The organism is Sphingomonas sp. GW821-FHT10C01 (assembly GCF_059415525.1).
In genome coordinates, this window is record NZ_JBWKNK010000001.1 from 1,033,107 (window position 1) to 1,055,821 (window position 22,715).

Consider the following 22,715-nt stretch of genomic DNA (forward strand, 5'->3'; position numbering starts at 1 on the left):
TTAACCCGATGTCGTTACTGCCACGGAACGGAAATCACCGGAGGACAGTTTGGACGGCGACCTGAAGTACAGCCTGCCGCGATGGCGCGTGACGAACTGGCTGACCCGGACCCGCCGTCCGGTCAGCCGGGCGATTCACGTGGCGCAAGTGAGCACGCTCTACAGCTCGCTGCCGATCTTCTATTCGGCCGCGATCGCGACATTGATCTGCGCGGCGGTGGTCTGGTGGCGGCACCAGACGCCGTTGTTCGCGATGTGGCTGGCGCTGGAGCTTGGGACGATCGGGTTGCGCATCCTGCTGCTCAACCGCGACCAGCGCGCGGCAAGGCGCGGCGCGGCGACGGGCACCGACCTCTATCTGATGCTGACGCTGGTCTGGGCGACCACATTGGGCTTCGGGTCGGCGATCACGACGTTAAGCGGCGATTATGCCGCGGCGATCGTGGTCAATATCGCCACCGCGTGCATCGCCGGGGGCATGAGCATCCGCTATTTCGGCGCGCCGCGCTTCGTGCTGCTGGTCTGCACCGCGACGCTGGCGCCGATGGCCGCGAGTGCCGCGCTGGCGGACGATCCGGTGCTGTTGGTGACCATGATCCAGGCGCCGCTGGCGCTGTTCAGCATGTCGCAGGCGGCGAAGCGGCTGAACGGCATGATGATCGCGACGATGGAAGCCGAGGCGGCCCATGCCCATCGCGCAGCGCACGATCCGCTGACCGGGTTGCTCAACCGGTCGGGCTTCAACCTGGCCGCCGCCGGGCGCGGCGGGGTGGGGGGCACGCTGTTCTACATCGATCTTGACGGGTTCAAGCAGGTCAACGACCGCCATGGACATGCGGCGGGCGATCAGGTGCTGCGCGAGGTTGCGGAACGGCTGGCTCGGCTCGCAGGGCCGCATGGCCATGCGGCGCGACTGGGCGGCGACGAGTTCGTGCTGCTGATGCCGGTGATGAGCGAAGGCGCGATCGAGCGATTGGGCGCGCGGATCGTCGCGCGGATCGCCGACGAACCCTATCATTACGACGGCGCCACGGCGCGGATCGGCGTGAGCGTGGGAGCGGCGACGATGGACGAGGACGATTCGATTGAGGCGGTGCTGCTCCGCGCCGACATGGCGCTCTACGGCGCCAAGGCGCATGGTGGCGGGCGCGTGCGCATGGCGGCTTGAGCGGTCAATCCGGCTAATTTTGTCTAGACATAATGGGGGTGCGGATTCTCCCGCAACTCCTCATAATGGACGATCGCGGCTTCCGGGCCGAGCGGCACGGGATGGCCGTCGCGGAACGCCCATTCGCCGCGATCGCAATCCGCCGCGGCGACATAGCCGTTGATGTAGAGGCGGCGCTGGTGGTCGGCCCGGTTCCGGCCCGAACCATGAACCAGATAGGGGTTCCAGATCGCGAGATCGCCCGGATCGAGGACGAGGTCGACGACATGGGCAGGATCGATACCGGCAGCAGCCAGCGCGTCGTCGCTCATCTCCGTCCCGAGCACTTCAGTGGAGGTGTCGAGATCGAGCGGGCCGGCGGTGTGACTGCGGGGGATGAAGCGCATTGCGCCGCTCTGCGGCGTATGCGGATCGATGGCGAGGCCGGTCTGGATGTAGGAGGTGCCGAGGTTGCGATAGGCGGCGTCGGGTTTGCGGAAGCGCGAATCCTGATGCCAGGCGAAATCGCCGAGCGAACCCGGCGCCTTCCAGTGGAGCTGGTTGATGATCTGCTTGAGATCGGGGCCAATCAGCGGCTGAAGGATGTCGAGATAGCGCGGATCGAGCCGAACCGCGTCGAGCACGGCATTGTGATAGGACGGCCATTGGACCATGCGCACCAGCGGCGTGCCGTCGGCATCGGGCGCGACATTGTAGAAGAGATTGCCGTGGCGGAAGCTGCGACCATGCGCGACGCCCTCTTCATGGATCCGGTCGATCGCGGCGCCGATCGCCGCGATCTCGTCGGGAGAAAACACGCCACGGACGATGGCATAGCCCTGGTCCAGATACGCGGCGACATGATCCATTCTACACTCCTGCAGCGGTAAGCCTGTCCAACTGATCCTGTGAAAGCGTGAGATCCCAGCCGGCGATCAACTCGTCGAGCTGCGCGATGCTGGTGGCGCTGGCGATCGGCGCGGTGATTCCCGGCTGTCCGGCGAGCCAGGCGAGCGCGATCTGGGAGAGGGTGGCGCCGGTCTCCGCGGCGACGGCATCCATCGCGGCGAGGACGGGCAGGCCCTTGCCTTCGAGAAGGGCGGTCATCCGGCCGCCGCGCACGCTCTTTCCGATATCGGCTTCGCCACGATATTTGCCGGTGAGGAAGCCCGAGGCGAGGCCGTAATAGGGCAGCACGCCGATATTGTGCGCGACGCACTGATCCTGAAGCTCGCCCTCATAACGGTGGCGGCTGACGAGATTATATTCGGGCTGGAGCGCGCGATAATGCGGCAGGCCGTCGCGTGCGGCGATGTCGAGCGCCGATTTGAGCCGTGCCGCCGAGAAATTGGACGCGGCGATGTGGCGCACCTTGCCCGCGTCGATCAGCTTCTGGAAGGCGACCAATACCTCCTCTTGCGGGACGCTCTCGTCGTCCTGATGCGCGTAATAAAGGTCGATCGTCTCGACCCCGAGCCGCTTGAGCGACGCGTCGCAGGCGGAGGCGATCCGGGTGGGGGCGAGCTTCTCGCCGCCTTCGCCGGGCAGCATGCCGACCTTGGTCGCGACGCCGATGCGTTTGCCGCGCGCGCGCATCCATTCGCCGATCAGGACTTCGGATTCGCCGCCCTTGTTGCCTGAAACCCAGGCCGAATAGACGTCCGCCGTGTCGACCAGCGTGCCGCCGGCGCCGGCGAACCGATCGAGTAGCGCGAAGCTTGTCTCGCGATCGGCGGTCCAGCCGAAGACATTGCCGCCGAACACCATTGGCGGGGTTTCGATATCGGTGACGCCGAGCCGCCGCATGGTCATTTCTCCTCCGCGGGGGCGGCCTTGGGTTCGGTCGCGTTGATGTCGAGCATATCGGCGGCGGCGTTGAGCTGCGCGGCTTCGTCCGCGGTGACGCCGGTCGCGTCGTCAGTCGAATTGCACGCCGCGAGCAGTGCCAGCGGGAGCAGCATAAGGGCACGCATCACGACACCTCGGATCCGGCGGGGAATGGATGGGGCCGCCATCGCGGCGGCCCCGCAGCGCTTATTTCTTGAGCTCGCCGTGCGCGGCCTCGACGGCGTTGCCGACCTTGTCGGCGCCTTCGTGGACCGTGTTGCCGATGCTGTCGGCGGTGTTCTGGGCATCGCCGAGCGCGCCTTCGGTGGCGGCTTTGACGTCCTGTTCGGCGTCGGACATGGTGGCGTTGACGTCGGCGCCGATCGCATTGGCGGCTTCGGCGGCTTCGTTCTTCGCCTTCTCGCTGCACGCGGCGAGACCGAGCGCCGCGACCGCGGCGATGGGAAGAAGGACTCGTTTCATGCGGGATTCCTCTCTGACGTGGCGGGGTCGCCGTGAGGCGCCCTGGCGCGAACCTATGTCTCCGCGCCGCCAGGGGCAAGGTTCGAACCCATGGGTGAGGCGAAATGCCCAAGACGCTTGCCTCGCGCGGCCCTTGCGCGTAAATCGGACAGCGTGAACGGCCGCCCGATGAGGGCGGCCCTTATTGTTTCTGGAGACTTTGACGTGGCCCAGCCGCTCATGCCGCATGCGACCGCTTCCTGGCTGGTCGACAATACCGCGCTCTCATTCGAGCAGATCGCCGACTTTTGCGGCCTCCACATCCTGGAAGTGCAGGCGATCGCGGACGATACCGCCGCGACCAAGCTGACCGGCCGCGATCCCGTCCGTGCGCACGAGCTGACGATGGAAGAGATCGACAAGGGCCAGGCCGATCCCGACTATCGCCTGAAGATGAGCAAGGGTCCCGAGCAGGTCCGCCGCACCAAGGGGCCGCGCTACACGCCGGTGTCGAAGCGCCAGGACAAGCCCGACGGCATCGCCTGGATCATCCGCAACCATCCCGAGATTTCGGACGGCGCGATCGGCAAGCTGATCGGCACCACGCGCAACACGATCGCGGCGATCCGCGACCGCAGCCACTGGAACATCGCCAACATCACGCCGAAGGATCCGGTGACTTTGGGCCTGACCAGCCAGCGCGAGCTGGACTCGGCGGTCGCCAAGGCGGCGAAGGCCGCGGGCATCGAGGCGCCGGTCGACACCCGCCTGGAAGGCGATCGCGAGGCGCTGCTCGAGCAGCTGCGCGCCGAGCGCGACGCGGCCACCCGCGAGCCGGGCGCGCCCGAGCCGACCGCGGAGAATTTGTTCAAGAGCTGATCCGGTTTTCCATTTTCCGGTATCGTGACGGCGCGGCGACTCGACAAGCGAGTTCCGCGCCGTCACTGTTTGCGGTATGGATCGTCCTGCCATTTCACCCGATGTTTCGCTGACGCAGGACGAGAGCTTCGTCGCGACCAGCCATCGCGGACTGACCTATCCGTTCGGCGAGCGTGTGCCGGCGATTGGCGAGGCCATCGAGATCGCGCGCGGCGTGCGCTGGATCCGGTTGCCGGTTCCGGGGCCGCTCAATCACATCAATTGCTGGCTGCTCGATGACGGCGAAACGACCACGGCGGTCGATACCGGGCTCAACATCGGCGATGCGGTCGAGGCGTGGCGCGCGTTGTTCGCGGCGTCGCCGCTGGCGGAACGGCCCGTGGGGCGGGTGATCTGCACGCATTTCCATCCCGATCATGCGGGACTTGCCGGCTGGCTGTGCCGCAAGTTCCAGACGCGACTGTGGATGACGCGCGGGGAATGGCTGACCTTGCGGGTACTGACCGCTGACGCGCGCGACGTCGTGCCCGACGAGCAGGTCGCCTTCTGGCGGGCGGCGGGATGGGACGAGGCGCAGATCGCCGAGGCCTCGGCCGGCGGGTTCGGGCGGATGAGCAAGATGGTCGCGCCGCTGCCGCTGTCCTACCGGCGTATCGTCGACGCCGAGTTGATCGCGATCGGTGGCGCGGACTGGCGCGTAGTGATCGCGTCGGGCCATTGCCCCGAACATGCCTGCCTGTGGAACGAAGCCGAAGGCGTGCTGATCGCGGGCGATCAGGTGCTGCCGCGGATCAGTTCGAACGTGTCGCTTGGGCTGACCGAGCCGGAGGCCGATCCGCTGGGCGAGTGGCTCGCCTCGATCGACAAGCTGATGGGGCTGCCTAGAGATCTGCTGGTGCTGCCCGCGCATGGCGAGCCCTTCACCGGATTGCATGCGCGGCTGGCGGCGCTGCGTGACGAGCATTTGAAGCGGCTCGATATCCTGGACGCGCATCTCACCGAGCCGCGACGGGCGGTCGATTGTTTCGGGCGGATGTTCCGGCGGAAGATCGACAGCACCATGATCGGCCTGGCGACCGGCGAGACGCTGGCGCATCTGCGGCGGCTGGAGGTCGAGGGACGTGCGATGCGCGAGGAGCGCGACGGCGTCTGGTGGTATCGCGCGCCCTGACCACGTGGCGTTCGTCGAACCGGGTTTGTGCGGCGAGGAAGGCCGCCTAGGATAGACGCCGAGCCGATTCAGGGAGAGCTGAGCGATGTGTGACGATCTGACCGACGCCGACAATGAACGCGCCTTCGGCAAGGTATCGCGGCGCGAATTCGCCGGGATGACTGGTGCGGCGGCACTGGCGGCGCTGCTGCCAGCCCCGGCCAATGCGCAGACGCTGAAGCATCGCGACATCACCATCAAGACGCCGGACGGCGTCGCGCAGGCCTACTTCACCGCCCCCGCCAAGGGCCGGCATCCCGCGGTGCTGGTATGGCCCGACGTGTTCGGCCTGCGCCCCGCATTCCGCAAGATGGGCGAGCGGCTGGCGCAATCGGGTTATGCGGTACTGACGGTCAATCAATTCTACCGCACCAGCGGGCTGCCGATTTTCAAGGAGGGGGAATCCTGGGATCAGCCGGAGGTGCGCGGGCGGATTCTGCCGTGGCGCCAGGCGTTGACCGCCGACGCGATCGCGCGCGATGCCGGCGCGTTCCTCGCCTTTCTCGACAAGCAGCCCGAGGTGGATCCGAAGCGCGGCGCCGGAACCACCGGCTATTGCATGGGCGGCCCGATCATCATGCAGACCGCGGCGGCGTTGCCGAGCCGCATCCGCGCGGCGGCGTCGTTTCATGGCGGCGGACTGGCCACGGACAAACCGGATAGCCCGCATCTGCTGATCCCGAAGATGAAGGCGGACTTCCTGATCGCCGTCGCCGAGAATGACGACAAGCGCTTCCCGCAGGAGAAGGAAACGCTGCGCACCGCATTCGCGGCGGCGAAGCTGCCCGCCGAGATCGAGGTCTATGCCGGCGCCCTGCACGGCTGGTGCCCGCCCGACAGCCCGGTGTACAATCAGGTTCAGGCTGAGAAGGCATGGGGGCGGCTGCTGGCCCTGTTTGGGAAGAGCCTAGCCTAGACCAGCTTCGACCCGAGTTCTGCCGCCAGATATTCGAGATTGGCGATGCGGCGCCACAGGCCGCTGTCGGTGATCGCGTCCATGCGGAAGAAACGGCGCATCACCGGGAATTCCGGGTCGATCACGCGATGCATATAGCCGGGCGACAACAGCCCGCCATGCTCGTCGCCCATCGGACCCATGCGTCGGCGCAGCGCATAGGTGTGCTGGCGAACCCAGACCGGGCGGATGCGCGTCGACCATTCGGTGAACCGGTGCTTTCGGTCCGGCCCGGCGGTGAAATCATGCCCATAGGCCGACGGCTGGGCGGCGAGTTGCGGATCGATCGCGTTGAGCAGCGCTGCCTCGAACCGGCCGGCGTGTTTGAGCCCGAGCGGGATCGTCATCGCCTGGGCCACGACCTGATGGTCGAGGAAGGGCATCAGATATGGGCTGTAGCGCCCCTCCAGGCTGATCTCGCGTCCGAACAGCGCGCGACAGCGGATGCGGGGGTAGATCTGCTCGATCCGCGTGCGATCGAGCTGGCCGGTGGCGGCGGGCGGCTCGATCGCCTCGCGTATGCGCGCGGCGATCCCATCTAGGAAGGCGCCGGCGTCGAACCCATCGGTTGCGTCGCCCGGCGTGAAGCGCGCGAAGAAGGTGCGGGCAACGTCATGCGCGGTGAAACGGCGGTCGGGCAGGTAGAAGAAGTTGCGGTAGATTTCACCGCACCCGCCCGAGACCGCGAGCGCGCCGCCGGCATGGCGCGCAAGCTGCGCTTCGCCATGCGCGCCATTATCGAAGATGTTGCCGAACGTGGGCAGGCCGTCAAACTGATGGAAGTTGCGCGCGACCAGCTCGGGAAAGGCATCGGGCGGCGGAGTCTCGGCGTATTTGTCCGTCCAATGGACCTCGAACCCGCAAGCCTTGCCCATCGCCTGGGCGATTTCGACATCCTCGTCGCCGGGCAGACCATAGACATAGAGTTCGGGCTGGCACCCGGCCTGGCGCAGCGCGGCGAGGACCAGGCGGGAATCGAGTCCGCCCGACAGCGGGCTGCGGACCTGGTTTCCAAATTGCGCGACATGCGCTCCGACGATCGCCGCGAGCGGAGCGCGATGGCGCTCGATCTGCTCGGCGAGCGAAAGGCGCGATGGCGTGTCGGGAAGGGGCTTTTCCACGCGGTGATGGACGGCGCCTTGATCGGTCAATTCGATCACCGTGAAGGGGGAGAGCGTCTTGAGTTCGCTGAACACCGTATCGTCGCCGATCGGCATGACGTTGAAGGCGAGCTCGTACACCCCCTGCGGATCGAAGCTGAGCCGCGGCATCGCCTGGGCGGCGGCGAGCAGCGAGGTCGAGAAAAGCCGGTCGCCGGTGTCGCGGAACAGCTGGAAAGCCGAGAAATAGTCGCCGAACAGGAAAGTGCGGCCGTTGCGGCGTACCAGCGCGACGAACTGCCCGCCGATCCGGCTCCAGTCGAGCGCGAGCGGGTTCATGCCGAGCAGGGCTTCGAGCGCGGCGGTACCGAACTTGCCGTCGATCACCGGGGTGCCGGCCGCGACGGCGAGATTCTCCCCGCGAACCAGCAGGCCTGCCGGGCCGCCGATGATGTAGGGAAAGTGTAGCAGCGACCAGCCAGGCAGGGCGTGCTCGGCGGGAGCGGAAAAACCCTGCGCCGCATAGGCTTCGCGCGCCGCCGTCAATGCGCTGGCGGCGAAGTCGGGATTGTCGTTGCGGGCGAGAAACAGGCCGGACATTTCTGTGCCTTAGCCCATCATGCCGGTGCTGGCGCGGGGGAATCGCGCCGTTTGTGCATCGGCTTCATGCCTTCCTCGGCGCGCTTGCGGGCAAGATAGGTGTCGAGCCCGATCTGTGCGCCGACCAGCATGTAGACGAACGGGTTGAGCGCGATGCCGACGAAGGTCGCCCCGAACAGATAGATCATGTGCGCGTGCTGGAGCGCGGTGGCGAGCGGCGAGATCCATGCCTGATCGGGCGGCGCCTTCATGTAGCGGCGGCGTAGAACTTCCATGCGGATGATGCCGCCCAGATGGATCATCAGCCAGAGCGCGAAGCCCGGCCAGCCCTGTTCGCCCAGCATCTCGAAATAGGCAGAGTGATAGGCGCGCGACTTGTCGATCTCGGGCGTGCGGACCACCGTGACGCTGGCGCCTTCGCCGACCATCTCGATCTTGTCGTACTTGATCTCGTTCTGACGATATGCCTCGAACCCGCCGCCGAACGGATGGTCCGTCACATAGTCGAGCGTCCATTGCCACACCGCGATCCGGGTCGAGGCGGAGGCGTCGGCCTGATAGGTGCGGATCGTCCCCATCCGCTCGCTGAATGCGGTTGGCAGGAAGGGGATCGCGACGAGCGCCAGCGCCGCCGCGCCGCCGATATAGACCATGCGCCGCTTGACGTCGCGCAGCATCAGGATCGCGAGCAGCCCGACGCACAGCAGGCCGGTGCGTGCCTGGGTGCCGATCGGCATCAGCAGGCAGGCGAAGATGAGCAGATAGCCAAAGGTCTTAACGCGCCAGTCGGGCGGGAAGATCGTACCATGGCGGGTGAACCACAGGATCAGCGGGATCACGCAGATCGAGACGGCGGAGATGATGCTGCCCTCGAACAGCCCGGAGTTATTGTCGACATACAGCTTGAGCTGGCCGTAGCCGCCACCGCCCAGCGCGGTCTTGAGCCCCCCGTTGATGATGATCGTGGATAGCGACAACAGCATGAACAGCAGCAGCGCCTCGATCCGAAGCTTGGTGCGCAAGGTGAGGGGAAGGAAGATCGCGAAGGCGAGCGCCTTCCACACCCAATCCCATTTGTACATCGCGTCGATCGGGAAGTCCGCCTTGGTGGTGGTCCAGTAGCAATAGGCGAGCAGGATCAGCATCAGCCCCTGACGCGGGGCGACGCGCGTATCCTTCTTGTCGTCGAAGGCGAGCCAGGAGAGGACCGCGAACCCCACCGCCATCGCCGAGATCGGGAAGGCGTTGAGCAGGAAATAGCTCATCCGCTGGGGCGAGACGACGTCGATATAGACATAGGCGAGCACGAAGATGAACGGTCGGCGGAAGCCGAGCCCGAAGATTGCCACCAGAAATGCGATGAAGGCGAGATCACGCACGCTTGCGGCCCCAGCGATTGGGGGTTTTTTCACCCGGAGGCGGCGCATTCTCGTCGTCGAGCCGGGGGCTGTTGGTCAGGCGCCAGGCGGTGAGCAGCAGCAGCCCATGGGTAAGGCCCAGCACAAGAGTGTCGATCATCGCTGCCGTCCCCTTACGCGCTCAATTCGGACCCAATCCACCATTTTCCCTAGCGCGGCGAGGTTGACGCGGCGTTAAGTGCTGGCGTGGCAAGGGCTTCATATCATGCGCATTCTGCACGTCCTCGATCATTCGCTTCCGCTCCATAGCGGGTACACCTTTCGCACCCGCGCGATCCTGAAGGCGCAGATGGAACGTGGCTGGACGGTCGCCGGGGTCACCGGGCCGCGCTACCACACCGGCGACGCGCCGTTCGAGACGCTCGACGGCATCGATTTCCACCGCACCAAACAGATGCGGCGGCTGCCCCCGGTGCTGGGCGAAATGGCGGAGATCGCGGCATTCGCACGACGGATCGACCAGGTCGTCGAGCGTTTCCGTCCCGATATCCTTCACGCGCATTCGCCGGTGATCGATCCGCTCGCGGCGATGCGCGCGTCGAGGAAGCGCGGGATTCCGCTGCTCTACGAGATCCGCGCCTTCTGGGAGGATGCGGCGGTGGGCAACGGCACCGGGACCGAAGGATCAATGAAGTATCGCGCGACCCGGGGGCTGGAGACCTATGCCTGCAAGCGTGCCGATGCCGTCGCGGTGATCTGCGACGGGCTGAAGCGCGATCTGGTGGCGCGCGGGATCGACGGCGACAAGATCATGATCTCGCCCAATGGCGTCGACCTGCATCTGTTCGGCGAGCCGCCGGCGCGCGACGCGGAATTGTCGGCCGAATGGGGGTTGGACGATGCCGAGGTGATCGGCTTCATCGGCAGCTTCTACGACTATGAGGGGCTGGACGACCTGATCGCGGCAATGCCGGCGCTGGTCGCCGCGCGCCCCAAGGCGCGGCTGCTGATGGTCGGCGGCGGGCCGATGGAGGAGAAACTCCGCGCGCAGGCCAAGGCGTCGAGTGCGGCGCAGGCGATCCATTTCGTCGGGCGTGTGCCGCACGAGCAGGTCGAACGCTATTATTCGCTGATCGACCTGCTGGTTTATCCGCGCAAGCATATGCGGCTGACCGATCTGGTCACGCCGTTGAAACCACTGGAGGCGATGGCGCAGCGGCGGCTGGTCGCGGCGTCGGACGTGGGCGGGCATCGCGAACTGATTCGCGACGGTGACACCGGCACCTTGTTCCCGCCCGACGATCCCGCCGCGCTCGCACAGGCCGTGGCGAAGGTCTTCGAGAATCGCGGCGGCTGGGACGCGCAGCGCGAACGGGCGCGGATGTTCGTTGAAAAGGAGCGTAACTGGTCGTCAAACATTTCACGCTACGAACCTGTTTACCAAACGCTCATTGAAACAGGTCTACGGTCTAGGAAATGATCGCAAACAGCCTCGTTCAACGTCTGACACCCAATCTCGCGCTTGCCGGCGCGGGGGGCGTTGGCGCGTTCGTGGCGTTGGCGACATTGGCGATTCCCTATGGGCTGCTTTCGGATATCGTGGTGACGAGTGGCATCGCCGCCTTCATTCCCGCCGCCGAACCGCCGCTAGGCATGACTGCGCGAATCACGGTCGGTGTATTCGCGGGCGGAGCCGCGGCGCTCGTCGCCTGGTTCGTGCTGTCGGCGTTGCTGATGTGGCGCGAGTCGCGTGGAGAGGCCGAGGTGGGTGAACGCCCTCCGGTGGTGCGCCGCGCCGATGCCCATCCCGACGCGCCGCCGCGCGCGCCGCTGCTGGCGACTCGCGACCTTGGCATGCCCTTCCGCGCGAAGGGGGAGGCCGTCGTGCCTGAAGCGATCGAAGCCGATGTTCATGCCGCCGCGCAGCACGATCGGGAAGCGGCTGAAGCCTATGACCTCGATCTCCCGGAACTGCCGCCCGAACCGATTATCGCGATGGGCACCCCCGCGCCGCCGGTAGAGACCGTGCCGTCGATCGTGCTGCCGCATGTTGAATTGAAGGCGCCGCCGCCGCCAACGCCCCAGCCGCTGCCCGCGGATCTCGATCAGCCGCTCTCGGCGTTCGACCCGGGCGCGATTCCCGATCTTCCGCGGACGCCGCCACCGCCGCTGGCGCCGCTCAACCGTGCGCCCACGCTTGCCGAAGGCGAGCGGTTCGAAACGTTCGAATTGCGCCCGCCGGTACGCCCGGCCCCGGCGCCAGTGCCCGCATCGACGCCGCAACTCGAGAGCCTGTCCGCGCCCGAGACCGACGCCAGCGTGAACGCGCTGCTCGACCGGCTGGAGCGCGGCATCGCCCGGCGCACGCATCAGGTCCCGGCGCCTGTTGTTGAGGCGGCACCGATTCAGCAGGCGGAACCGGCACCCGAACCCGCTCCACCCGCTCCACCCGCTCCAGAACCAGTGCGTGAGCCGTTGCCGCCCGGATTGGAAGGCGCGCTCGCCGCGTTGCGCAAGATGGCGGTTCGCGCCTAGCAATCTTCCACCGTCAGCAGTTCGAGGATGATCTCGATCCGTTCGGCGGCATGGGCCGTCCCGACCACGGCAAGATCCGCGACCAGATGACCGCGCGGGCGGAACTCGGCCTCGGGCAGGCTCGCCAGCCAGGCATCCAGCGAGGGCGAGGGCGCTGCCGTCAGCGTTAGCCGGTGACGCGCGCCGGTGAAGGTCACGCTGGCCCAGGGCGTTGCCGTGGCGGCGGTGACGGCAAGCGCGAATCCGGCGTCGGCGGCGTTTCGCACCAGCGCGCGTTCCAACTGGACGCCCAGATCAGGCCAGCGCCTCATGGCCGCATTTCCGGTGGGGGTGGCGGCGCGGCGAGAAATGCCTCGACCCGCGCCAGCGTCCGCATTCGCAGTTCGCGGCCATTGCGCAGGTCGCCCACCAATCGCGGGTCGCGTATCGCCAGCCGCCCGAATTTGGTGGCCGGCATTCCATGCTTGCGCAGATACCGTTCCACCTTGCCCAAAATCGCCATCAATCACTCCTGTTCTCCCGACTCGCTCGCTTTCGAATGTTCATTAAATGTTCCCATTTCCAACTTGTCTAGGAAAAATCCTACGGCTATGGTCGAAACATGGAATCGATCGAACAACGCGAGGCGCTGGAGCGCGCGGCGGTGGCGCGGGGAGAATCGCTTGCGGCGCTGTCCAGGCTGATTGGGCGCAATGCCGCCTATCTTCAGCAGTTTGTGACGCGCGGCTCGCCGCGACTTCTGGCGGAGGCCGACCGGCGCAAGCTGGCGCGCTATCTGGGGTTGAGCGATGCGGCGCTGGGCGGGCCTGCGGTCGAAGGGCTGGTGCCGGTCGCGCGCGTCGATGCGGGCGCGGCAGCGGGGCGGGGGCGACTGGTCGAGACCGAATTGCGCAGCGAATTGCTGCTCGATCCCGCGCTGCTGCGGCGGCTGGGGGTGCGCGCGGACATGGCCTCGACTATCCGGGTCGAGGGTGCGTCGATGGAACCCAATCTGTGCGACGGCGACGAGATCCTCGTTGATGGCGCGCGGCGGGCCTTGGGCGCGCGCCCAGCGATCTATGTCTTTCGGCGTGATGGGCTGGTGGCGGTAAAGCGGTTGCGCGCGATGGGTGCCGAGGTCGAGGTGGTGAGCGACAATCCGGCGTTCGCGCGTGAGGTGCTACCGGTCCGTGCGATCGACGTGGTGGGCCGGGTGGTGTGGCTGCACCGGGCGCTGGTTTAGCGCGCGTAAAATCGTTGCCACGCTTTTCGTTTCGGCTGCGCTTGTGGTATTTCAACGCCATGCACCGTGCACGCGCCAGTCTGGCCAGCATCGTTGCGGCGGCCCTGCTCACCACGCCGGCCTCCGCCTTCGCTCAACGTGCCGGGACTTTGGTCTCTGCCGAACCGGTCAGCAGCGCGCCCGAGGGGATGCGCGCCTGGCGGGTAGTCTACCGGACGACGAGCGACCGCAACCAGCCGATCGAGGTGAGTGGCATGGTGATCGCGCCGGCGCGGCCCGCACCTGGGCCGGGACGGATGATCGCATGGACGCACGGCGCGATCGGGGTCGCGCAGCGGTGCGCGCCGTCGCTGGACGACAGCAATTTCAAGGTCATCCCGTCGCTCACGGATGTGATCGCGCGGGGCTATACCGTGGTTGCGCCGGACTATCCGGGCCTCGGATCGGACATGATGCACCCCTTCCTGGCCGGCGTGCCCACCGGCCGTTCGGTGCTCGACGCGGTGCGGGCGGCACGGGACATTCGCGGTGTCAACGCCGGGTTGCGCTTTGCGGTCTGGGGCGAATCGCAGGGCGGCTTCGCGGCACTGTGGACCGGGCAACTGGCGCGGAGCTACGCCCCCGAATTGAACCTCGTCGGGGTCGCGGCGATCGTGCCGCCCACCGACCTTGCCCGCAACATGGTTGAGGGGAGCGACAAGCGTGCGCGGACGATCCTGACTGCGTTCACCGCCGCGAGCTGGTCGCGCCTCTACGGTGCGCCGATGGCGACGTTCGGCAACCGATCGACGCAGAATGTGATGCTGCGGCTCGCCGACAATAACTGCATCTCCTCATTCGCCAAGCCGAAGCTGGGCCAGATACTGGGGATCGCGATCGCGGAGCGTGCGACCCGCAATCTCGATTTGACCAAGCACCCGCAATGGGCGCGGTTGATCCACCAGAACAGCGTCTCGGCTGCGGGTGTTCCTTCGCCGCTGCTGGTCGCCACGGGCTCTGCCGACACCATCGTGGCGCCCGCCGTGGTACGCGATTTCGCACAGCGCGCCTGTCGAGCGGGCAAGGCCGTCCGCTACATCTCCATCCCCGGCGGGGAGCATGCGACGGTGGCGCGGACCGAGGCGAAGCCGACGCTCGACTGGATCGATGCGCGGTTCGCCGGTCAGCGCGCGCCGAGCGACTGCGGCAGGATCTAGCGGGTCAGCCCCGACGGGCGCGGTCGATCAACGCGACGATCAACAATAATGCGAGGCCGACGCCAAGTCCGGCGATGAAACCGAGTGAAGGCTGGCCCTTGAGCACGCCGATCACCGTGCCGGCGACCAGGCTGAGCGCGAGCAGCGCGCCGCCCGCGATGGGAGTGCCGCCACGCGGGGCGGAGGAGGGCTTGCGGTCCATAGCCCCCCTTGCCACGTCCCGCGCCGGGACGCCACCGTCCCGATGCGGAACGCGCGGTACGGTGGAAAAGCTTATGGTTTCCGTAGGTTTACCCTCGTGATGCGCGGGAATGTAAGACTCTGTCGGGCATGGCACGGGCGATGCGTGACTGTGCAGCATCATTCGGAGCGCCCCCCGCTTATGTCGCCTGCGATATCGACCATCCCCTATCTCGCCGATCGTGCCCATGTGACCGACGCTGCCGAACTCATCGCGATGTTCGGCGACGATGCGGGGTTCGAAGCGGCTGCCCGCGCGGACCGGTATCGCGACCTGGGCAACCACATCCACTTTTGCCGCTGGCGCCAGATCGAGCGGCTGATCGTGCTGATGAGCGTCCAGCGCGCGGTGGGAACGGTCCACTGATCACCGACATCTGATGGAAACCTGATCGTTCCCCGGCGTTTAGGGCGCATGGGGGTTTCATGACACTGCCGCAGATTCTGTCGATCGCCGTGCTGATCGGCATGATGGCGATGTTCCTGTGGGGCAGGTTTCGTTACGATGTCGTCGCGGTGATGGCGCTGCTGGCCGCGATCGCCGCCGGGATCGTCAAGCCGGCCGACGCCTTTCGCGGCTTTTCCGACGATATCGTCATCATCGTGGGATCGGCGCTGGTGCTGTCGGGCGCGGTCCAGCGATCGGGCGTGATCGAACAGGTGATGCGCCGCCTGCAGAGGCATGTGACGACGGTGCGGTCGCAACTGCTGCTGCTCGCCGCAAGCGTCGGCTTCGGGTCGGCCCTGGTCAAGAATATCGGCGCACTGGCGATGATGATGCCCGCCGCGTTCCAGATGGCGAAGAAGTCGGACACCTCGCCCTCCGCCTTCCTGATGCCAATGGCGTTCGCGTCGTTGCTGGGCGGGCTCATCACGCTGATCGGCACCTCGCCCAACATCATCGTCAGCCGCGTACGGGAGGAGATGACGGGCCAGCCCTTCGACATGTTCGACTATGCCCCGGTCGGGTTGGGCCTGACCGTCGTCGGTCTGATCTTTCTGCGCTTCGGCTACCGGCTGCTCCCGCTCGACCGCCGCGCGGCGCCGACGATGGGGGAGGCGCTCGACATCCACGACTATGCGACCGAGGCGAAGATTGTCGAGCAATCGGCCGCGGTGGGCGAACGGGTCGAGGATTTCATCGCCCGGCACGAGCAGGAGGTGACGATCACCATGTTCCTGCGCGACGGCGTGCGCGCGACTCCCGCGCCGGGCACGGTGCTGCAGGAGGGCGATATCCTGATCCTGGGCGGGGCGCCCGACAGCCTCGAACGCGTGATTGCTCGCGACAAGCTTGATTTCGTCGGCACAAGTGAGGTGCCGGCAAGTCCTGAAGGCGACGAGATCGGCGTGATCGAGGCGGTGGTTGCCGCCGGGTCGCCCTTGGTGGGTGGCACCGCCGGATCGTTGATGCTGCGCCAGCGCTTCGGGCTCAATTTGATCGCGGTTTCCCGTCAGGGTGAACGGATCGTGCGGCGGATGCCCAATGTCATCTTCCGGGAGGGCGACGTGATCGTCCTGCAAGGGTCGCTGGGCGGGTTGCCGCAGACGCTGAACGAACTGGGCGCATTGCCGCTGGCCGAGCGCGAGTTGCGGCTGGGCAGCACGCGCAAGGGGCTGTTGCCGATCGCGATCCTCGCCGTCGCGATGGTGGCGACCGCGACGGGCGCGGTGCCGGTCGCGATCGCCTTCTTCGCCGCCGCCGCCGCGGTGGTGCTTACCGGTGCGCTACCCGTTCGCGACGCATACGAACACGTCGAATGGCCGATCCTGATCATGCTGGGCGCATTGATCCCGGTCAGCGACACGCTGCGCGCCACTGGCGTGACGGAGATTATCGGCAGCTGGCTTTCGGTGACCGCTGCCTCGCTGCCTCCGTGGGGCGCGGTGGCGCTGATCATGGCGGCGGCGATGGCGGTGACTCCGTTCCTGAACAATGCCGCGACGGTGCTGGTGATGGCGCCCATCGCCGCGACCTTTGCCGGCGATCTCGGGCTAAGGCCCGAGGCGTTTCTGATGGCTACGGCGGTAGGGGCTGGGTGCGATTTCCTGACCCCGATCGGGCATCAGTGCAACACGCTGGTGATGGGGCCGGGCGGATACAAGTTCAGCGACTATGCGCGACTGGGCGCGCCGCTGTCGTTGCTGGTGCTGCTCGTCGGTACGCCGTTGATCTTGTGGACCTGGCCAGTTGCGTGAGCGGCTGGCGCTTCCTAGGTTGCCGGTAACGACCACCATAGGAGTATTCGATGCGAACCGCTGAAGCCGTTGCCGGAATGTTGTGCCCCGTGTGCAAGGTGGGCTTGTACATGAGCGATCGGCAGGGGATCGAGATCGACTATTGCCCGCAATGCCGGGGCATCTGGCTCGATCGCGGTGAGCTCGACAAGATCATCGAGCGTAGCGGTGCGGGCGAGGTGCCTGCGGCCCCCGTTGCGCCCCAGGCCCCGCAAGCCCCTCCGTCTCCACCACAGGGCAGTCCGTGGCAGCAGGGCGGGGGCTATCCTCCGCCGCAGCAGCCAGGCTATGGCCATCAGGGCTACGGGCATGGCTACGACCCGCGCTACAAGCACAAGCGCAAGAAGAGCTTTCTCGAAGAGCTGTTCGACTAAGGTTCAAACCCTCCCCGGAAACGGGGAGGGTTTTTTCGGTCAGGCTAGCGCGCCGACCATCGCCTTCACTTCCATGAACTCAGCAAGGCCGAACTTGCCGTGCTCACGGCCATTGCCCGATTGCTTGTAGCCGCCGAAGGGCAGGCTGGGGTCGGGCTGGCCGCCATTGATATAGACCATGCCGGCGCGCAGGCGGGGCGCGACTCGCTTCACTTCATCGGGCGAGCCGAACAATACGGCGGACAGGCCATAGTCGGTGTCGTTGGCGATGCGGACGGCTTCTTCCTCATCTTTGTACGGGATGATCGTCACCACCGGGCCGAAGATCTCCTCGCGCGCGATGGTCATGTCGTTGCGCACGCCCGAGAACAGGGTCGGCTTGACGAAATAGCCGGTTTCGACACCGTCGGGACGGCCGGGGCCGCCGGTCTCGAGCTTGGCGCCTTCCTCCAGCCCCGTGCGGATCAGGCCCTGAATCTTCTCCCACTGCGTCTTGTTGACCACTGGGCCGATATGGCGGCCTTCCTGCGCGGGATCGCCGGTCTCGACCGCCTTCATTACGCCGCTGGCGATCTGCGCGGCTTCGTCGGCCTGGCTTTCGTGAACGAGCATGCGCGCTGGCGCGATGCAGCTCTGGCCCGAATTCATGATGACGCTGAACAGACCGGTCTGGACCGCGCGCGGCAGGTCGGCGCCGGGCAGGATGACGTTGGGCGACTTGCCGCCCAGTTCCTGGTGCACGCGCTTGACGGTGTCGGCGGCATTCTTGGCGACCAGGATGCCCGCGCGGGTCGATCCGGTGAAACTGACCATGTCGACATCCTTGTGGCCGCTAAGCGCGCTGCCGACGCCCGGGCCGTCGCCTTGGACCAGATTGAACACACCCGCAGGCACGCCGGCCTTGTCCATGATCTCGGCGAAGATCGCGGCGCAAGAGGGGGCTTCCTCGCTGGGCTTGAGCACCATCGTATTGCCCGCTGCCAGCGCGGGTGCGACCTTGGCGACGATCTGGTTGAGCGGCCAGTTCCAAGGGGTAATCAGCGCGACGACGCCGATCGGTTCGTGCACGACCAGGCTGGTGCCGATCTGTTCGCTGAACTCGAAATTCCTGAGCGCGTTGATCGTCGACATCAGATGGCCGATGCCGCTGCCCACCTGCGCCGTCTTGGCGAGGCTGATCGGCGCGCCCATTTCGGCGGCGATCGCCTCGGCGAGATCGCCGGCGCGGTTCTTGTATTCGGCGAGGATCGCTTCGAGCAGTGCGATCCGCTCCTCGACCCTGGTGCGGGAGAAGCTCTCGAACGCCGTCTTCGCGGCTGCGACTGCCTTGTCGGCATCGGCCGCGGAGCCGAGCGTGATTTCGGCGACTGGCGCTTCGGTTGCGGGATTGATCACATCGTGACGCGTGCCGCCCTCGCTTTCGACCCAAGCGCCACCAATATACTGCTTGAGATAGCTCCGCATGCTCGCCTCCGGTTTTTCCAAGATCGGGTATGGCGATCTAGATGGCCATGCGGGGCAAGGGTTGCAACCTGAAACTGGAGGCGAGTGCATGGCGCGTATGGCGGTGATCGAGAAGACGGGGGGACCCGAGGTGATCGGCTGGGCGACGCGCGACCTGCCGCCGCCCGGGGCGGGCGAGGCCCGGGTGCGACACACTGCGGTGGGGCTTAACTTCATCGATACCTATCACCGTTCGGGCCTCTATCCGCTGCCGATGCCCAGCGGGCTTGGCAGTGAAGCGGCCGGGGTAGTCGAGGCGGTGGGTGAGGGCGTGACCGCGCTGGTGCCGGGCGATCGGGTCGCGACCTATGGACCGGGGCTCGGCGCCTATGCGAGCGAGCGCAATGTGCCGGCGGATATTCTGTTCAAGCTGCCCGATGCGATTTCGGATGAGGTTGCGGCGGCAGTGATGCTCAAGGGCTGCACCGCCGAATATCTGGTCGAGCGCGCGGCGAAGGTGCAGGCGGGGATGACGGTGCTCGTCCATGCCGCAGCGGGCGGGACCGGGCAGTTGCTGGTGCAGTGGCTCAAGCATCTGGGTGCGACGGTGATCGGCACAGCCGGGTCGGCGGAGAAGGCCGAACGGGCGCGGGCGCTGGGGGCCGCTCACGTCATCGAATACAAGCGCGAGGATATCGTCGAGCGCGTGCGCGAGATCACCGACGGTGCGGGCGTGCCGGTGGTGCTCGATGGTGTCGGTGGATCGACTTGGGAGGCATCGCTCGAATCCGCTGCCCGGCGCGGTTTGATCGTCAGCTTCGGCAATGCCGGCGGGCCGGTCGAAGGGGTGAACCTCGGCGTGTTGAGCCGCCATGGATCCCTCTTCGTCACCCGGCCGACGCTGTACGACTATTATGCGAGCGCCGAAGAACGCGCGGCGGGTGTTGCTCGGGTGTTCGAGCTGGTCGCGAGCGGGGTGCTGAGCGTCGAGATCGGTCAGCGGTTCGCGCTGGAGGATGCGGCGCAAGCCCACCGCGCGATCGCGGCGGGCGAGACGATCGGCGCGACCTTGCTGATCCCTTAGCGCTTCTCTTTGCTGAGCCGGGTCATGAACACCGCGTTGCGCAGCGCCTGGAGCGGGATCGAGGTCAAGTCGACCCACTCGCCTTCGGCATGCGCACCGCCACCCGCGACGCCGAGGCCCGCGAGCGTGTCGACATCCGCCGCGACGAAGGCGCTGTCGGCCGCGCCGCGCTTGGCGGGGTCCATCTCCGTCATCTCGGGGAGCTTCATGTCGCGGTTGACCGCATTGAGCTTGGCCAGCAGCGCGCGGTTGCCCGCTGTCGGTGCCATCGGCGGATAGGATTCCTCGAACTCGATCTTCGCGCTGGTACCGGGCAGGCTCTTCGTGACGATCGCCTGCATTGCGGCGCGGGTCTTCGCCTCCTGCTCGGGCGTGAGCGCGCGCAGGTCGCCGCGCGCGACGGCCTGCTCCGCAACGATGTTGGTCTTGCCGCTTGCGCTGACCTGATAGTTGTTCGACGCGAGCGTTGCCGGGGTGCCCGCCGCCATCGTGCCGATGTTGAAGGTCAGATTTCGCTCGGGCAGCGTGCGGCGGAACTCGTCAAGGATGCGCACCAGCTCATAGGCCGCGCCATAGCCGAGCGAGGCGCCGAACACGCCGCTGCTATGCCCAGTCTTGCCGGTCGTGGTGAGCGTCCAGCTCGCCGAGCTGCGCCGGGCGATCGTGCCCATGTCGCCGCTATTGTCGCGCGCGAGATTCTCATATTCCAGCGCGACATCGGCCCATTTGCCCGCCGCGATCAGATCGCGCCGCGCCACCTCCAGTGGCTTGCCTGTGCGTTCCTCGTCTCCGGTCAGTACGATCTTGATATCGGCGCCCTTGAGTGTGCCTGCAGCCTGCATCGCGCGCAGCGCCGCCACGATCACGACGATCCCGCCCTTATCGTCGCCGATGCCGGGGCCGGACGCGCGGTCGCCGGCGCGGACGAATTTCTGAAAGGGCGATTCCGGCTCGAACACCGTGTCGAGATGACCGATCAGCAACAGGCGCTTACCCTTGCCATTGCCTGTATGGGTCGCGACCAGATGCCCGGCACGGCCGGTTTCCTTCATGTCGATCCATTCGACCTTGAAGCCGAGTGGCTCCAGCTCGGAGCGGACCATCGCGCCGACCTTGGTCACGCCATCGATGTTCAGCGATCCGCTATTCTGGTTGACCAGCCTCTCCAGCAGCGCGACGTGGCGCTCGCTCTCCGCCTTCACGGTGGTCGCCATCTTCTGTTCGGCGCCGCTTTGCGCGGCGGCGGGAAGGGCGAGGACCAGGGCGAGCGGGGTGAGGGCGCGAAGCATGCGCACGTTAAAGCGGCTGGTCTCGCGCGCCGCAACCCTTAGCCGGGTGTCACCATGAAGATCTCGCCGTCTAGGTCGACGATGAAGAGATTGCCCGCCGCATCCTCGCCGAAGGAAGCGAGCTGGTTGATCGTCCCCGCATCGGGCGTGAGGTCTTGATTTCGGCGCTCGTAGTTGCTCGACGCGAGCGTGCTGCCCGCGACCAGTAACGCGTAGGGCACGCTCCAGATATTGCCGCTGATGAAGTCGCCAAACACATAGGAACCCGCGAGCGATGCCACCGGTCCGCGATAGACATAGCCGCCGATCACCGAGCGCCCCTGGCGTGGGCCGGTGCCGTGGCTGTATTCGGTGACGGGCGGAGTGACGCCGGCGGGCGCAGTGCCGCTGAATGGCTCAGTCCCTTCAAGGAAGCGCCAGCCGAAATTGAGGCCTGGCTGGTTGGCGCGGACAATGTCGATCTCCTCGCGCGCGCCCTGACCGACGTCGGCGATGATCAGGCGGCCATCGGGAGCGAACGAGGCGCGGAACGGATTGCGCAGGCCGAGCGCGAAGACATAGGGGTCGCCGCCGCCGGCGATGAAGGGGTTACCGGATGCGGCGACATAGCTGCCTCCGCTTTGGGCCAACCGCAGAATCTTGCCGAGACGGACATTGGTGTTCTGCGCATTGTTGGAGGGGTCGCCTCCCCCGCCGCCGTCGCCGATGCCCGCATAGAGATGTCCGTCCGGGCCGAAACCGAGCCAGCCGCCATTGTGATTGTTGTTGGCCGAATGCGGCGTGCTCAGGACGACGGTGTAAGGCGTTGCCGGACTGCTCAGCGAAAGCGAACGGATCTCCACTGCGCCATCCGGGGCGGTCGCCATCACCAACGCTTCGCCATAGGTGCCGAGCGCATTGGTGTTGACGGCAAGACCCAGGAGACCGCGCTCGCCATCGGTCGACAGGCTTCCTATGGTTCGGATCAATGCCTTGGCGCCCGTTGCAGGATCGAGCCGCCAGATGCCGCCGCCTTTCTCGAGTACATAGACTCGCGTATCGCCCGGGATCGGTGCGACATAGAGCGGTTGGGTGAAGCCGGTGCCGACGCGGCGGACGGCGATCCCTTCGCGGCTATTGGTGACCGTGACGGACACGTCCTGCGTCGCGGCCAGGCTACCGTCGCTGACGCGCAGTTGGATCTGATAGACATTGTCGCCATCGGCATCTGCCGGAAGGTCGAAATTGGGCGCGGGCGCGAAGGTCAGGGTACCCGCTGAAGTCATGGCGAAGCGCGCGGCGTCGGCGCCGCCCACGATCGAGAAGCTGAGCGGGTTGCCATCGGGATCGCTTGCGGTTGCCGTGAGGACGGTGGGGATATTCTCAACCACCGAAGCCGTTGCCGCCGAGGTGAAGGCGGGTGCACGGTTGGCCGGAGCGGGCGTTGGGCTGGGGGACGGAGTGCTTCCACCGCCGCCGTTGCATCCGGCGGCAAGCAGCGTCGTGCAGATGACGAAGAGCCGCATCGTTTCCCTCCTGCCGTAACAGGAGCGAAACGCGCGAGCGCGGCTTTGTTC

At 66.5% G+C, this 22,715-nt stretch carries 25 protein-coding genes; 12 read left to right on the forward strand and 13 right to left on the reverse strand.

Annotated features, from left to right (window positions below):
- Nucleotides 1–49: 49 nt before the first annotated feature.
- The gene (locus AC07M1_RS05035) at nucleotides 50–1,168 is read left to right on the forward strand and encodes a GGDEF domain-containing protein (protein WP_495161469.1); all 1,119 of its coding nucleotides are present in this window, start codon (nucleotides 50–52) and stop codon (nucleotides 1,166–1,168) included.
- Nucleotides 1,169–1,191: 23 nt separating this feature from the next.
- Here AC07M1_RS05035 and AC07M1_RS05040 read toward each other — a convergent pair whose 3' ends face one another.
- The 4 genes from AC07M1_RS05040 to AC07M1_RS05055 form a co-directional block, all read right to left on the reverse strand.
- Nucleotides 1,192–2,016, reverse strand: a complete 825-nt coding sequence (locus AC07M1_RS05040; protein WP_495161470.1) for a phytanoyl-CoA dioxygenase family protein — start codon at nucleotides 2,014–2,016, stop codon at nucleotides 1,192–1,194.
- Nucleotide 2,017: 1 nt separating this feature from the next.
- Complete coding sequence (locus tag AC07M1_RS05045) at nucleotides 2,018–2,959, reverse strand: aldo/keto reductase (protein WP_495161471.1); 942 nt, start codon at nucleotides 2,957–2,959, stop codon at nucleotides 2,018–2,020.
- On the reverse strand, nucleotides 2,956–3,120 hold the full coding sequence (locus AC07M1_RS05050) for a hypothetical protein (protein ID WP_495161472.1): 165 nt from the start codon (nucleotides 3,118–3,120) through the stop codon (nucleotides 2,956–2,958). Before AC07M1_RS05050 ends, AC07M1_RS05045 begins: the two co-directional genes overlap by 4 nt.
- 61 nt (nucleotides 3,121–3,181) lie before the next feature.
- Nucleotides 3,182–3,457: a hypothetical protein gene (locus tag AC07M1_RS05055; protein WP_495161473.1), complete on the reverse strand. Its 276-nt coding sequence runs from the start codon at nucleotides 3,455–3,457 to the stop codon at nucleotides 3,182–3,184.
- 204 nt (nucleotides 3,458–3,661) lie between these two features.
- On the opposite strand from AC07M1_RS05055, the gene AC07M1_RS05060 reads away from it, so the two are divergent.
- From AC07M1_RS05060 to AC07M1_RS05070, 3 genes are all read left to right on the forward strand, one after another.
- The gene (locus AC07M1_RS05060; RefSeq protein ID WP_495161474.1) at nucleotides 3,662–4,315 is read left to right on the forward strand and encodes a DUF1013 domain-containing protein; all 654 of its coding nucleotides are present in this window, start codon (nucleotides 3,662–3,664) and stop codon (nucleotides 4,313–4,315) included.
- A gap of 76 nt (nucleotides 4,316–4,391) precedes the next feature.
- Nucleotides 4,392–5,486, forward strand: a complete 1,095-nt coding sequence (locus AC07M1_RS05065; RefSeq protein ID WP_495161475.1) for an MBL fold metallo-hydrolase — start codon at nucleotides 4,392–4,394, stop codon at nucleotides 5,484–5,486.
- A gap of 85 nt (nucleotides 5,487–5,571) precedes the next feature.
- The gene (locus AC07M1_RS05070; protein WP_495161476.1) at nucleotides 5,572–6,441 is read left to right on the forward strand and encodes a dienelactone hydrolase family protein; all 870 of its coding nucleotides are present in this window, start codon (nucleotides 5,572–5,574) and stop codon (nucleotides 6,439–6,441) included.
- On the opposite strand, the gene AC07M1_RS05075 is transcribed toward AC07M1_RS05070, so the two are convergent.
- From AC07M1_RS05075 to AC07M1_RS05085, 3 genes are read right to left on the reverse strand one after another with little or no spacing between them, the layout of a single operon-like run.
- Nucleotides 6,438–8,180, reverse strand: coding sequence for an asparagine synthetase B family protein (locus tag AC07M1_RS05075; RefSeq protein WP_495161477.1), 1,743 nt, complete (start codon nucleotides 8,178–8,180; stop codon nucleotides 6,438–6,440). The two genes, AC07M1_RS05070 and AC07M1_RS05075, sit on opposite strands and share 4 nt — an antisense overlap.
- Before the next feature lie 17 nt (nucleotides 8,181–8,197).
- Nucleotides 8,198–9,559: a DUF5935 domain-containing protein gene (locus AC07M1_RS05080; protein ID WP_495161478.1), complete on the reverse strand. Its 1,362-nt coding sequence runs from the start codon at nucleotides 9,557–9,559 to the stop codon at nucleotides 8,198–8,200.
- A complete protein-coding gene (locus tag AC07M1_RS05085; protein ID WP_495161479.1) occupies nucleotides 9,552–9,698 on the reverse strand; it encodes a hypothetical protein in 147 nt (48 codons plus the stop codon). Before AC07M1_RS05085 ends, AC07M1_RS05080 begins: the two co-directional genes overlap by 8 nt.
- Nucleotides 9,699–9,803: 105 nt before the next feature.
- Between AC07M1_RS05085 and AC07M1_RS05090 the strand changes: the two genes are divergently transcribed.
- Nucleotides 9,804–11,018 (forward strand): TIGR04063 family PEP-CTERM/XrtA system glycosyltransferase, encoded by a 1,215-nt coding sequence (locus AC07M1_RS05090; RefSeq protein WP_495161480.1) that lies wholly within the window; start codon nucleotides 9,804–9,806, stop codon nucleotides 11,016–11,018.
- Nucleotides 11,015–12,073 carry a hypothetical protein gene (locus AC07M1_RS05095; protein WP_495161481.1) on the forward strand — a complete coding sequence of 353 codons (1,059 nt, stop codon included), beginning with the start codon at nucleotides 11,015–11,017 and terminating at the stop codon, nucleotides 12,071–12,073. Before AC07M1_RS05090 ends, AC07M1_RS05095 begins: the two co-directional genes overlap by 4 nt.
- Here the strand turns inward: AC07M1_RS05095 and AC07M1_RS05100 are convergent.
- On the reverse strand, nucleotides 12,070–12,384 hold the full coding sequence (locus AC07M1_RS05100) for a hypothetical protein (protein WP_495161482.1): 315 nt from the start codon (nucleotides 12,382–12,384) through the stop codon (nucleotides 12,070–12,072). The genes AC07M1_RS05095 and AC07M1_RS05100 overlap by 4 nt on opposite strands.
- A complete protein-coding gene (locus AC07M1_RS05105; protein WP_495161483.1) occupies nucleotides 12,381–12,575 on the reverse strand; it encodes a hypothetical protein in 195 nt (64 codons plus the stop codon). Before AC07M1_RS05105 ends, AC07M1_RS05100 begins: the two co-directional genes overlap by 4 nt.
- Nucleotides 12,576–12,674: 99 nt before the next feature.
- Between AC07M1_RS05105 and AC07M1_RS05110 the strand changes: the two genes are divergently transcribed.
- Entirely contained in the window at nucleotides 12,675–13,295 is a 621-nt protein-coding gene (locus tag AC07M1_RS05110; RefSeq protein WP_495161484.1) for a S24 family peptidase, read from the forward strand.
- 59 nt (nucleotides 13,296–13,354) lie between these two features.
- Complete coding sequence (locus AC07M1_RS05115; RefSeq protein WP_495161485.1) at nucleotides 13,355–14,491, forward strand: alpha/beta fold hydrolase; 1,137 nt, start codon at nucleotides 13,355–13,357, stop codon at nucleotides 14,489–14,491.
- 4 nt (nucleotides 14,492–14,495) lie between these two features.
- Here AC07M1_RS05115 and AC07M1_RS05120 read toward each other — a convergent pair whose 3' ends face one another.
- On the reverse strand, nucleotides 14,496–14,693 hold the full coding sequence (locus AC07M1_RS05120) for a hypothetical protein (RefSeq protein WP_495161486.1): 198 nt from the start codon (nucleotides 14,691–14,693) through the stop codon (nucleotides 14,496–14,498).
- Nucleotides 14,694–14,873: 180 nt separating this feature from the next.
- Between AC07M1_RS05120 and AC07M1_RS05125 the strand changes: the two genes are divergently transcribed.
- From AC07M1_RS05125 to AC07M1_RS05135, 3 genes are read left to right on the forward strand one after another with little or no spacing between them, the layout of a single operon-like run.
- Nucleotides 14,874–15,098, forward strand: a complete 225-nt coding sequence (locus AC07M1_RS05125) for a hypothetical protein (RefSeq protein ID WP_495161487.1) — start codon at nucleotides 14,874–14,876, stop codon at nucleotides 15,096–15,098.
- Between the two features lie 59 nt (nucleotides 15,099–15,157).
- Nucleotides 15,158–16,930: an SLC13 family permease gene (locus AC07M1_RS05130; RefSeq protein ID WP_495161488.1), complete on the forward strand. Its 1,773-nt coding sequence runs from the start codon at nucleotides 15,158–15,160 to the stop codon at nucleotides 16,928–16,930.
- 50 nt (nucleotides 16,931–16,980) lie between these two features.
- Nucleotides 16,981–17,343, forward strand: a complete 363-nt coding sequence (locus tag AC07M1_RS05135) for a TFIIB-type zinc ribbon-containing protein (RefSeq protein ID WP_495161489.1) — start codon at nucleotides 16,981–16,983, stop codon at nucleotides 17,341–17,343.
- Between the two features lie 39 nt (nucleotides 17,344–17,382).
- On the opposite strand, the gene AC07M1_RS05140 is transcribed toward AC07M1_RS05135, so the two are convergent.
- The gene (locus AC07M1_RS05140) at nucleotides 17,383–18,807 is read right to left on the reverse strand and encodes an aldehyde dehydrogenase family protein (RefSeq protein ID WP_495161490.1); all 1,425 of its coding nucleotides are present in this window, start codon (nucleotides 18,805–18,807) and stop codon (nucleotides 17,383–17,385) included.
- Between the two features lie 88 nt (nucleotides 18,808–18,895).
- Here AC07M1_RS05140 and AC07M1_RS05145 point away from each other — a divergent pair, with 88 nt between their 5' ends.
- On the forward strand, nucleotides 18,896–19,870 hold the full coding sequence (locus tag AC07M1_RS05145) for a quinone oxidoreductase family protein (protein ID WP_495161491.1): 975 nt from the start codon (nucleotides 18,896–18,898) through the stop codon (nucleotides 19,868–19,870).
- Here the strand turns inward: AC07M1_RS05145 and AC07M1_RS05150 are convergent.
- Together AC07M1_RS05150 and AC07M1_RS05155 are read right to left on the reverse strand one after the other, a co-directional pair.
- Nucleotides 19,867–21,159 (reverse strand): M20/M25/M40 family metallo-hydrolase, encoded by a 1,293-nt coding sequence (locus tag AC07M1_RS05150; protein ID WP_495161492.1) that lies wholly within the window; start codon nucleotides 21,157–21,159, stop codon nucleotides 19,867–19,869. The genes AC07M1_RS05145 and AC07M1_RS05150 overlap by 4 nt on opposite strands.
- 38 nt (nucleotides 21,160–21,197) lie before the next feature.
- Entirely contained in the window at nucleotides 21,198–22,664 is a 1,467-nt protein-coding gene (locus AC07M1_RS05155) for a PQQ-dependent sugar dehydrogenase (RefSeq protein ID WP_495161493.1), read from the reverse strand.
- Nucleotides 22,665–22,715 lie beyond the last annotated feature (51 nt).

What these genes read in the sequence shown, in the direction of transcription:
- AC07M1_RS05070 (WP_495161476.1), top strand. Translation starts at nt 5,572, where the DNA reads ATGTGTGACGATCTGACCGACGCCGACAATGAACGCGCCTTCGGCAAG.
- AC07M1_RS05045 (WP_495161471.1), bottom strand. Translation starts at nt 2,959, where the DNA reads ATGACCATGCGGCGGCTCGGCGTCACCGATATCGAAACCCCGCCAATG.
- AC07M1_RS05050 (WP_495161472.1), bottom strand. Translation starts at nt 3,120, where the DNA reads ATGCGTGCCCTTATGCTGCTCCCGCTGGCACTGCTCGCGGCGTGCAAT.
- AC07M1_RS05055 (WP_495161473.1), bottom strand. Translation starts at nt 3,457, where the DNA reads ATGAAACGAGTCCTTCTTCCCATCGCCGCGGTCGCGGCGCTCGGTCTC.
- AC07M1_RS05140 (WP_495161490.1), bottom strand. Translation starts at nt 18,807, where the DNA reads ATGCGGAGCTATCTCAAGCAGTATATTGGTGGCGCTTGGGTCGAAAGC.
- AC07M1_RS05090 (WP_495161480.1), top strand. Translation starts at nt 9,804, where the DNA reads ATGCGCATTCTGCACGTCCTCGATCATTCGCTTCCGCTCCATAGCGGG.
- AC07M1_RS05155 (WP_495161493.1), bottom strand. Translation starts at nt 22,664, where the DNA reads ATGCGGCTCTTCGTCATCTGCACGACGCTGCTTGCCGCCGGATGCAAC.
- AC07M1_RS05105 (WP_495161483.1), bottom strand. Translation starts at nt 12,575, where the DNA reads ATGGCGATTTTGGGCAAGGTGGAACGGTATCTGCGCAAGCATGGAATG.
- AC07M1_RS05150 (WP_495161492.1), bottom strand. Translation starts at nt 21,159, where the DNA reads ATGCTTCGCGCCCTCACCCCGCTCGCCCTGGTCCTCGCCCTTCCCGCC.
- AC07M1_RS05135 (WP_495161489.1), top strand. Translation starts at nt 16,981, where the DNA reads ATGCGAACCGCTGAAGCCGTTGCCGGAATGTTGTGCCCCGTGTGCAAG.
- AC07M1_RS05110 (WP_495161484.1), top strand. Translation starts at nt 12,675, where the DNA reads ATGGAATCGATCGAACAACGCGAGGCGCTGGAGCGCGCGGCGGTGGCG.
- AC07M1_RS05040 (WP_495161470.1), bottom strand. Translation starts at nt 2,016, where the DNA reads ATGGATCATGTCGCCGCGTATCTGGACCAGGGCTATGCCATCGTCCGT.
- AC07M1_RS05100 (WP_495161482.1), bottom strand. Translation starts at nt 12,384, where the DNA reads ATGAGGCGCTGGCCTGATCTGGGCGTCCAGTTGGAACGCGCGCTGGTG.
- AC07M1_RS05130 (WP_495161488.1), top strand. Translation starts at nt 15,158, where the DNA reads ATGACACTGCCGCAGATTCTGTCGATCGCCGTGCTGATCGGCATGATG.
- AC07M1_RS05095 (WP_495161481.1), top strand. Translation starts at nt 11,015, where the DNA reads ATGATCGCAAACAGCCTCGTTCAACGTCTGACACCCAATCTCGCGCTT.
- AC07M1_RS05145 (WP_495161491.1), top strand. Translation starts at nt 18,896, where the DNA reads ATGGCGCGTATGGCGGTGATCGAGAAGACGGGGGGACCCGAGGTGATC.
- AC07M1_RS05085 (WP_495161479.1), bottom strand. Translation starts at nt 9,698, where the DNA reads ATGATCGACACTCTTGTGCTGGGCCTTACCCATGGGCTGCTGCTGCTC.
- AC07M1_RS05120 (WP_495161486.1), bottom strand. Translation starts at nt 14,693, where the DNA reads ATGGACCGCAAGCCCTCCTCCGCCCCGCGTGGCGGCACTCCCATCGCG.
- AC07M1_RS05125 (WP_495161487.1), top strand. Translation starts at nt 14,874, where the DNA reads ATGTCGCCTGCGATATCGACCATCCCCTATCTCGCCGATCGTGCCCAT.
- AC07M1_RS05065 (WP_495161475.1), top strand. Translation starts at nt 4,392, where the DNA reads ATGGATCGTCCTGCCATTTCACCCGATGTTTCGCTGACGCAGGACGAG.
- AC07M1_RS05075 (WP_495161477.1), bottom strand. Translation starts at nt 8,180, where the DNA reads ATGTCCGGCCTGTTTCTCGCCCGCAACGACAATCCCGACTTCGCCGCC.
- AC07M1_RS05115 (WP_495161485.1), top strand. Translation starts at nt 13,355, where the DNA reads ATGCACCGTGCACGCGCCAGTCTGGCCAGCATCGTTGCGGCGGCCCTG.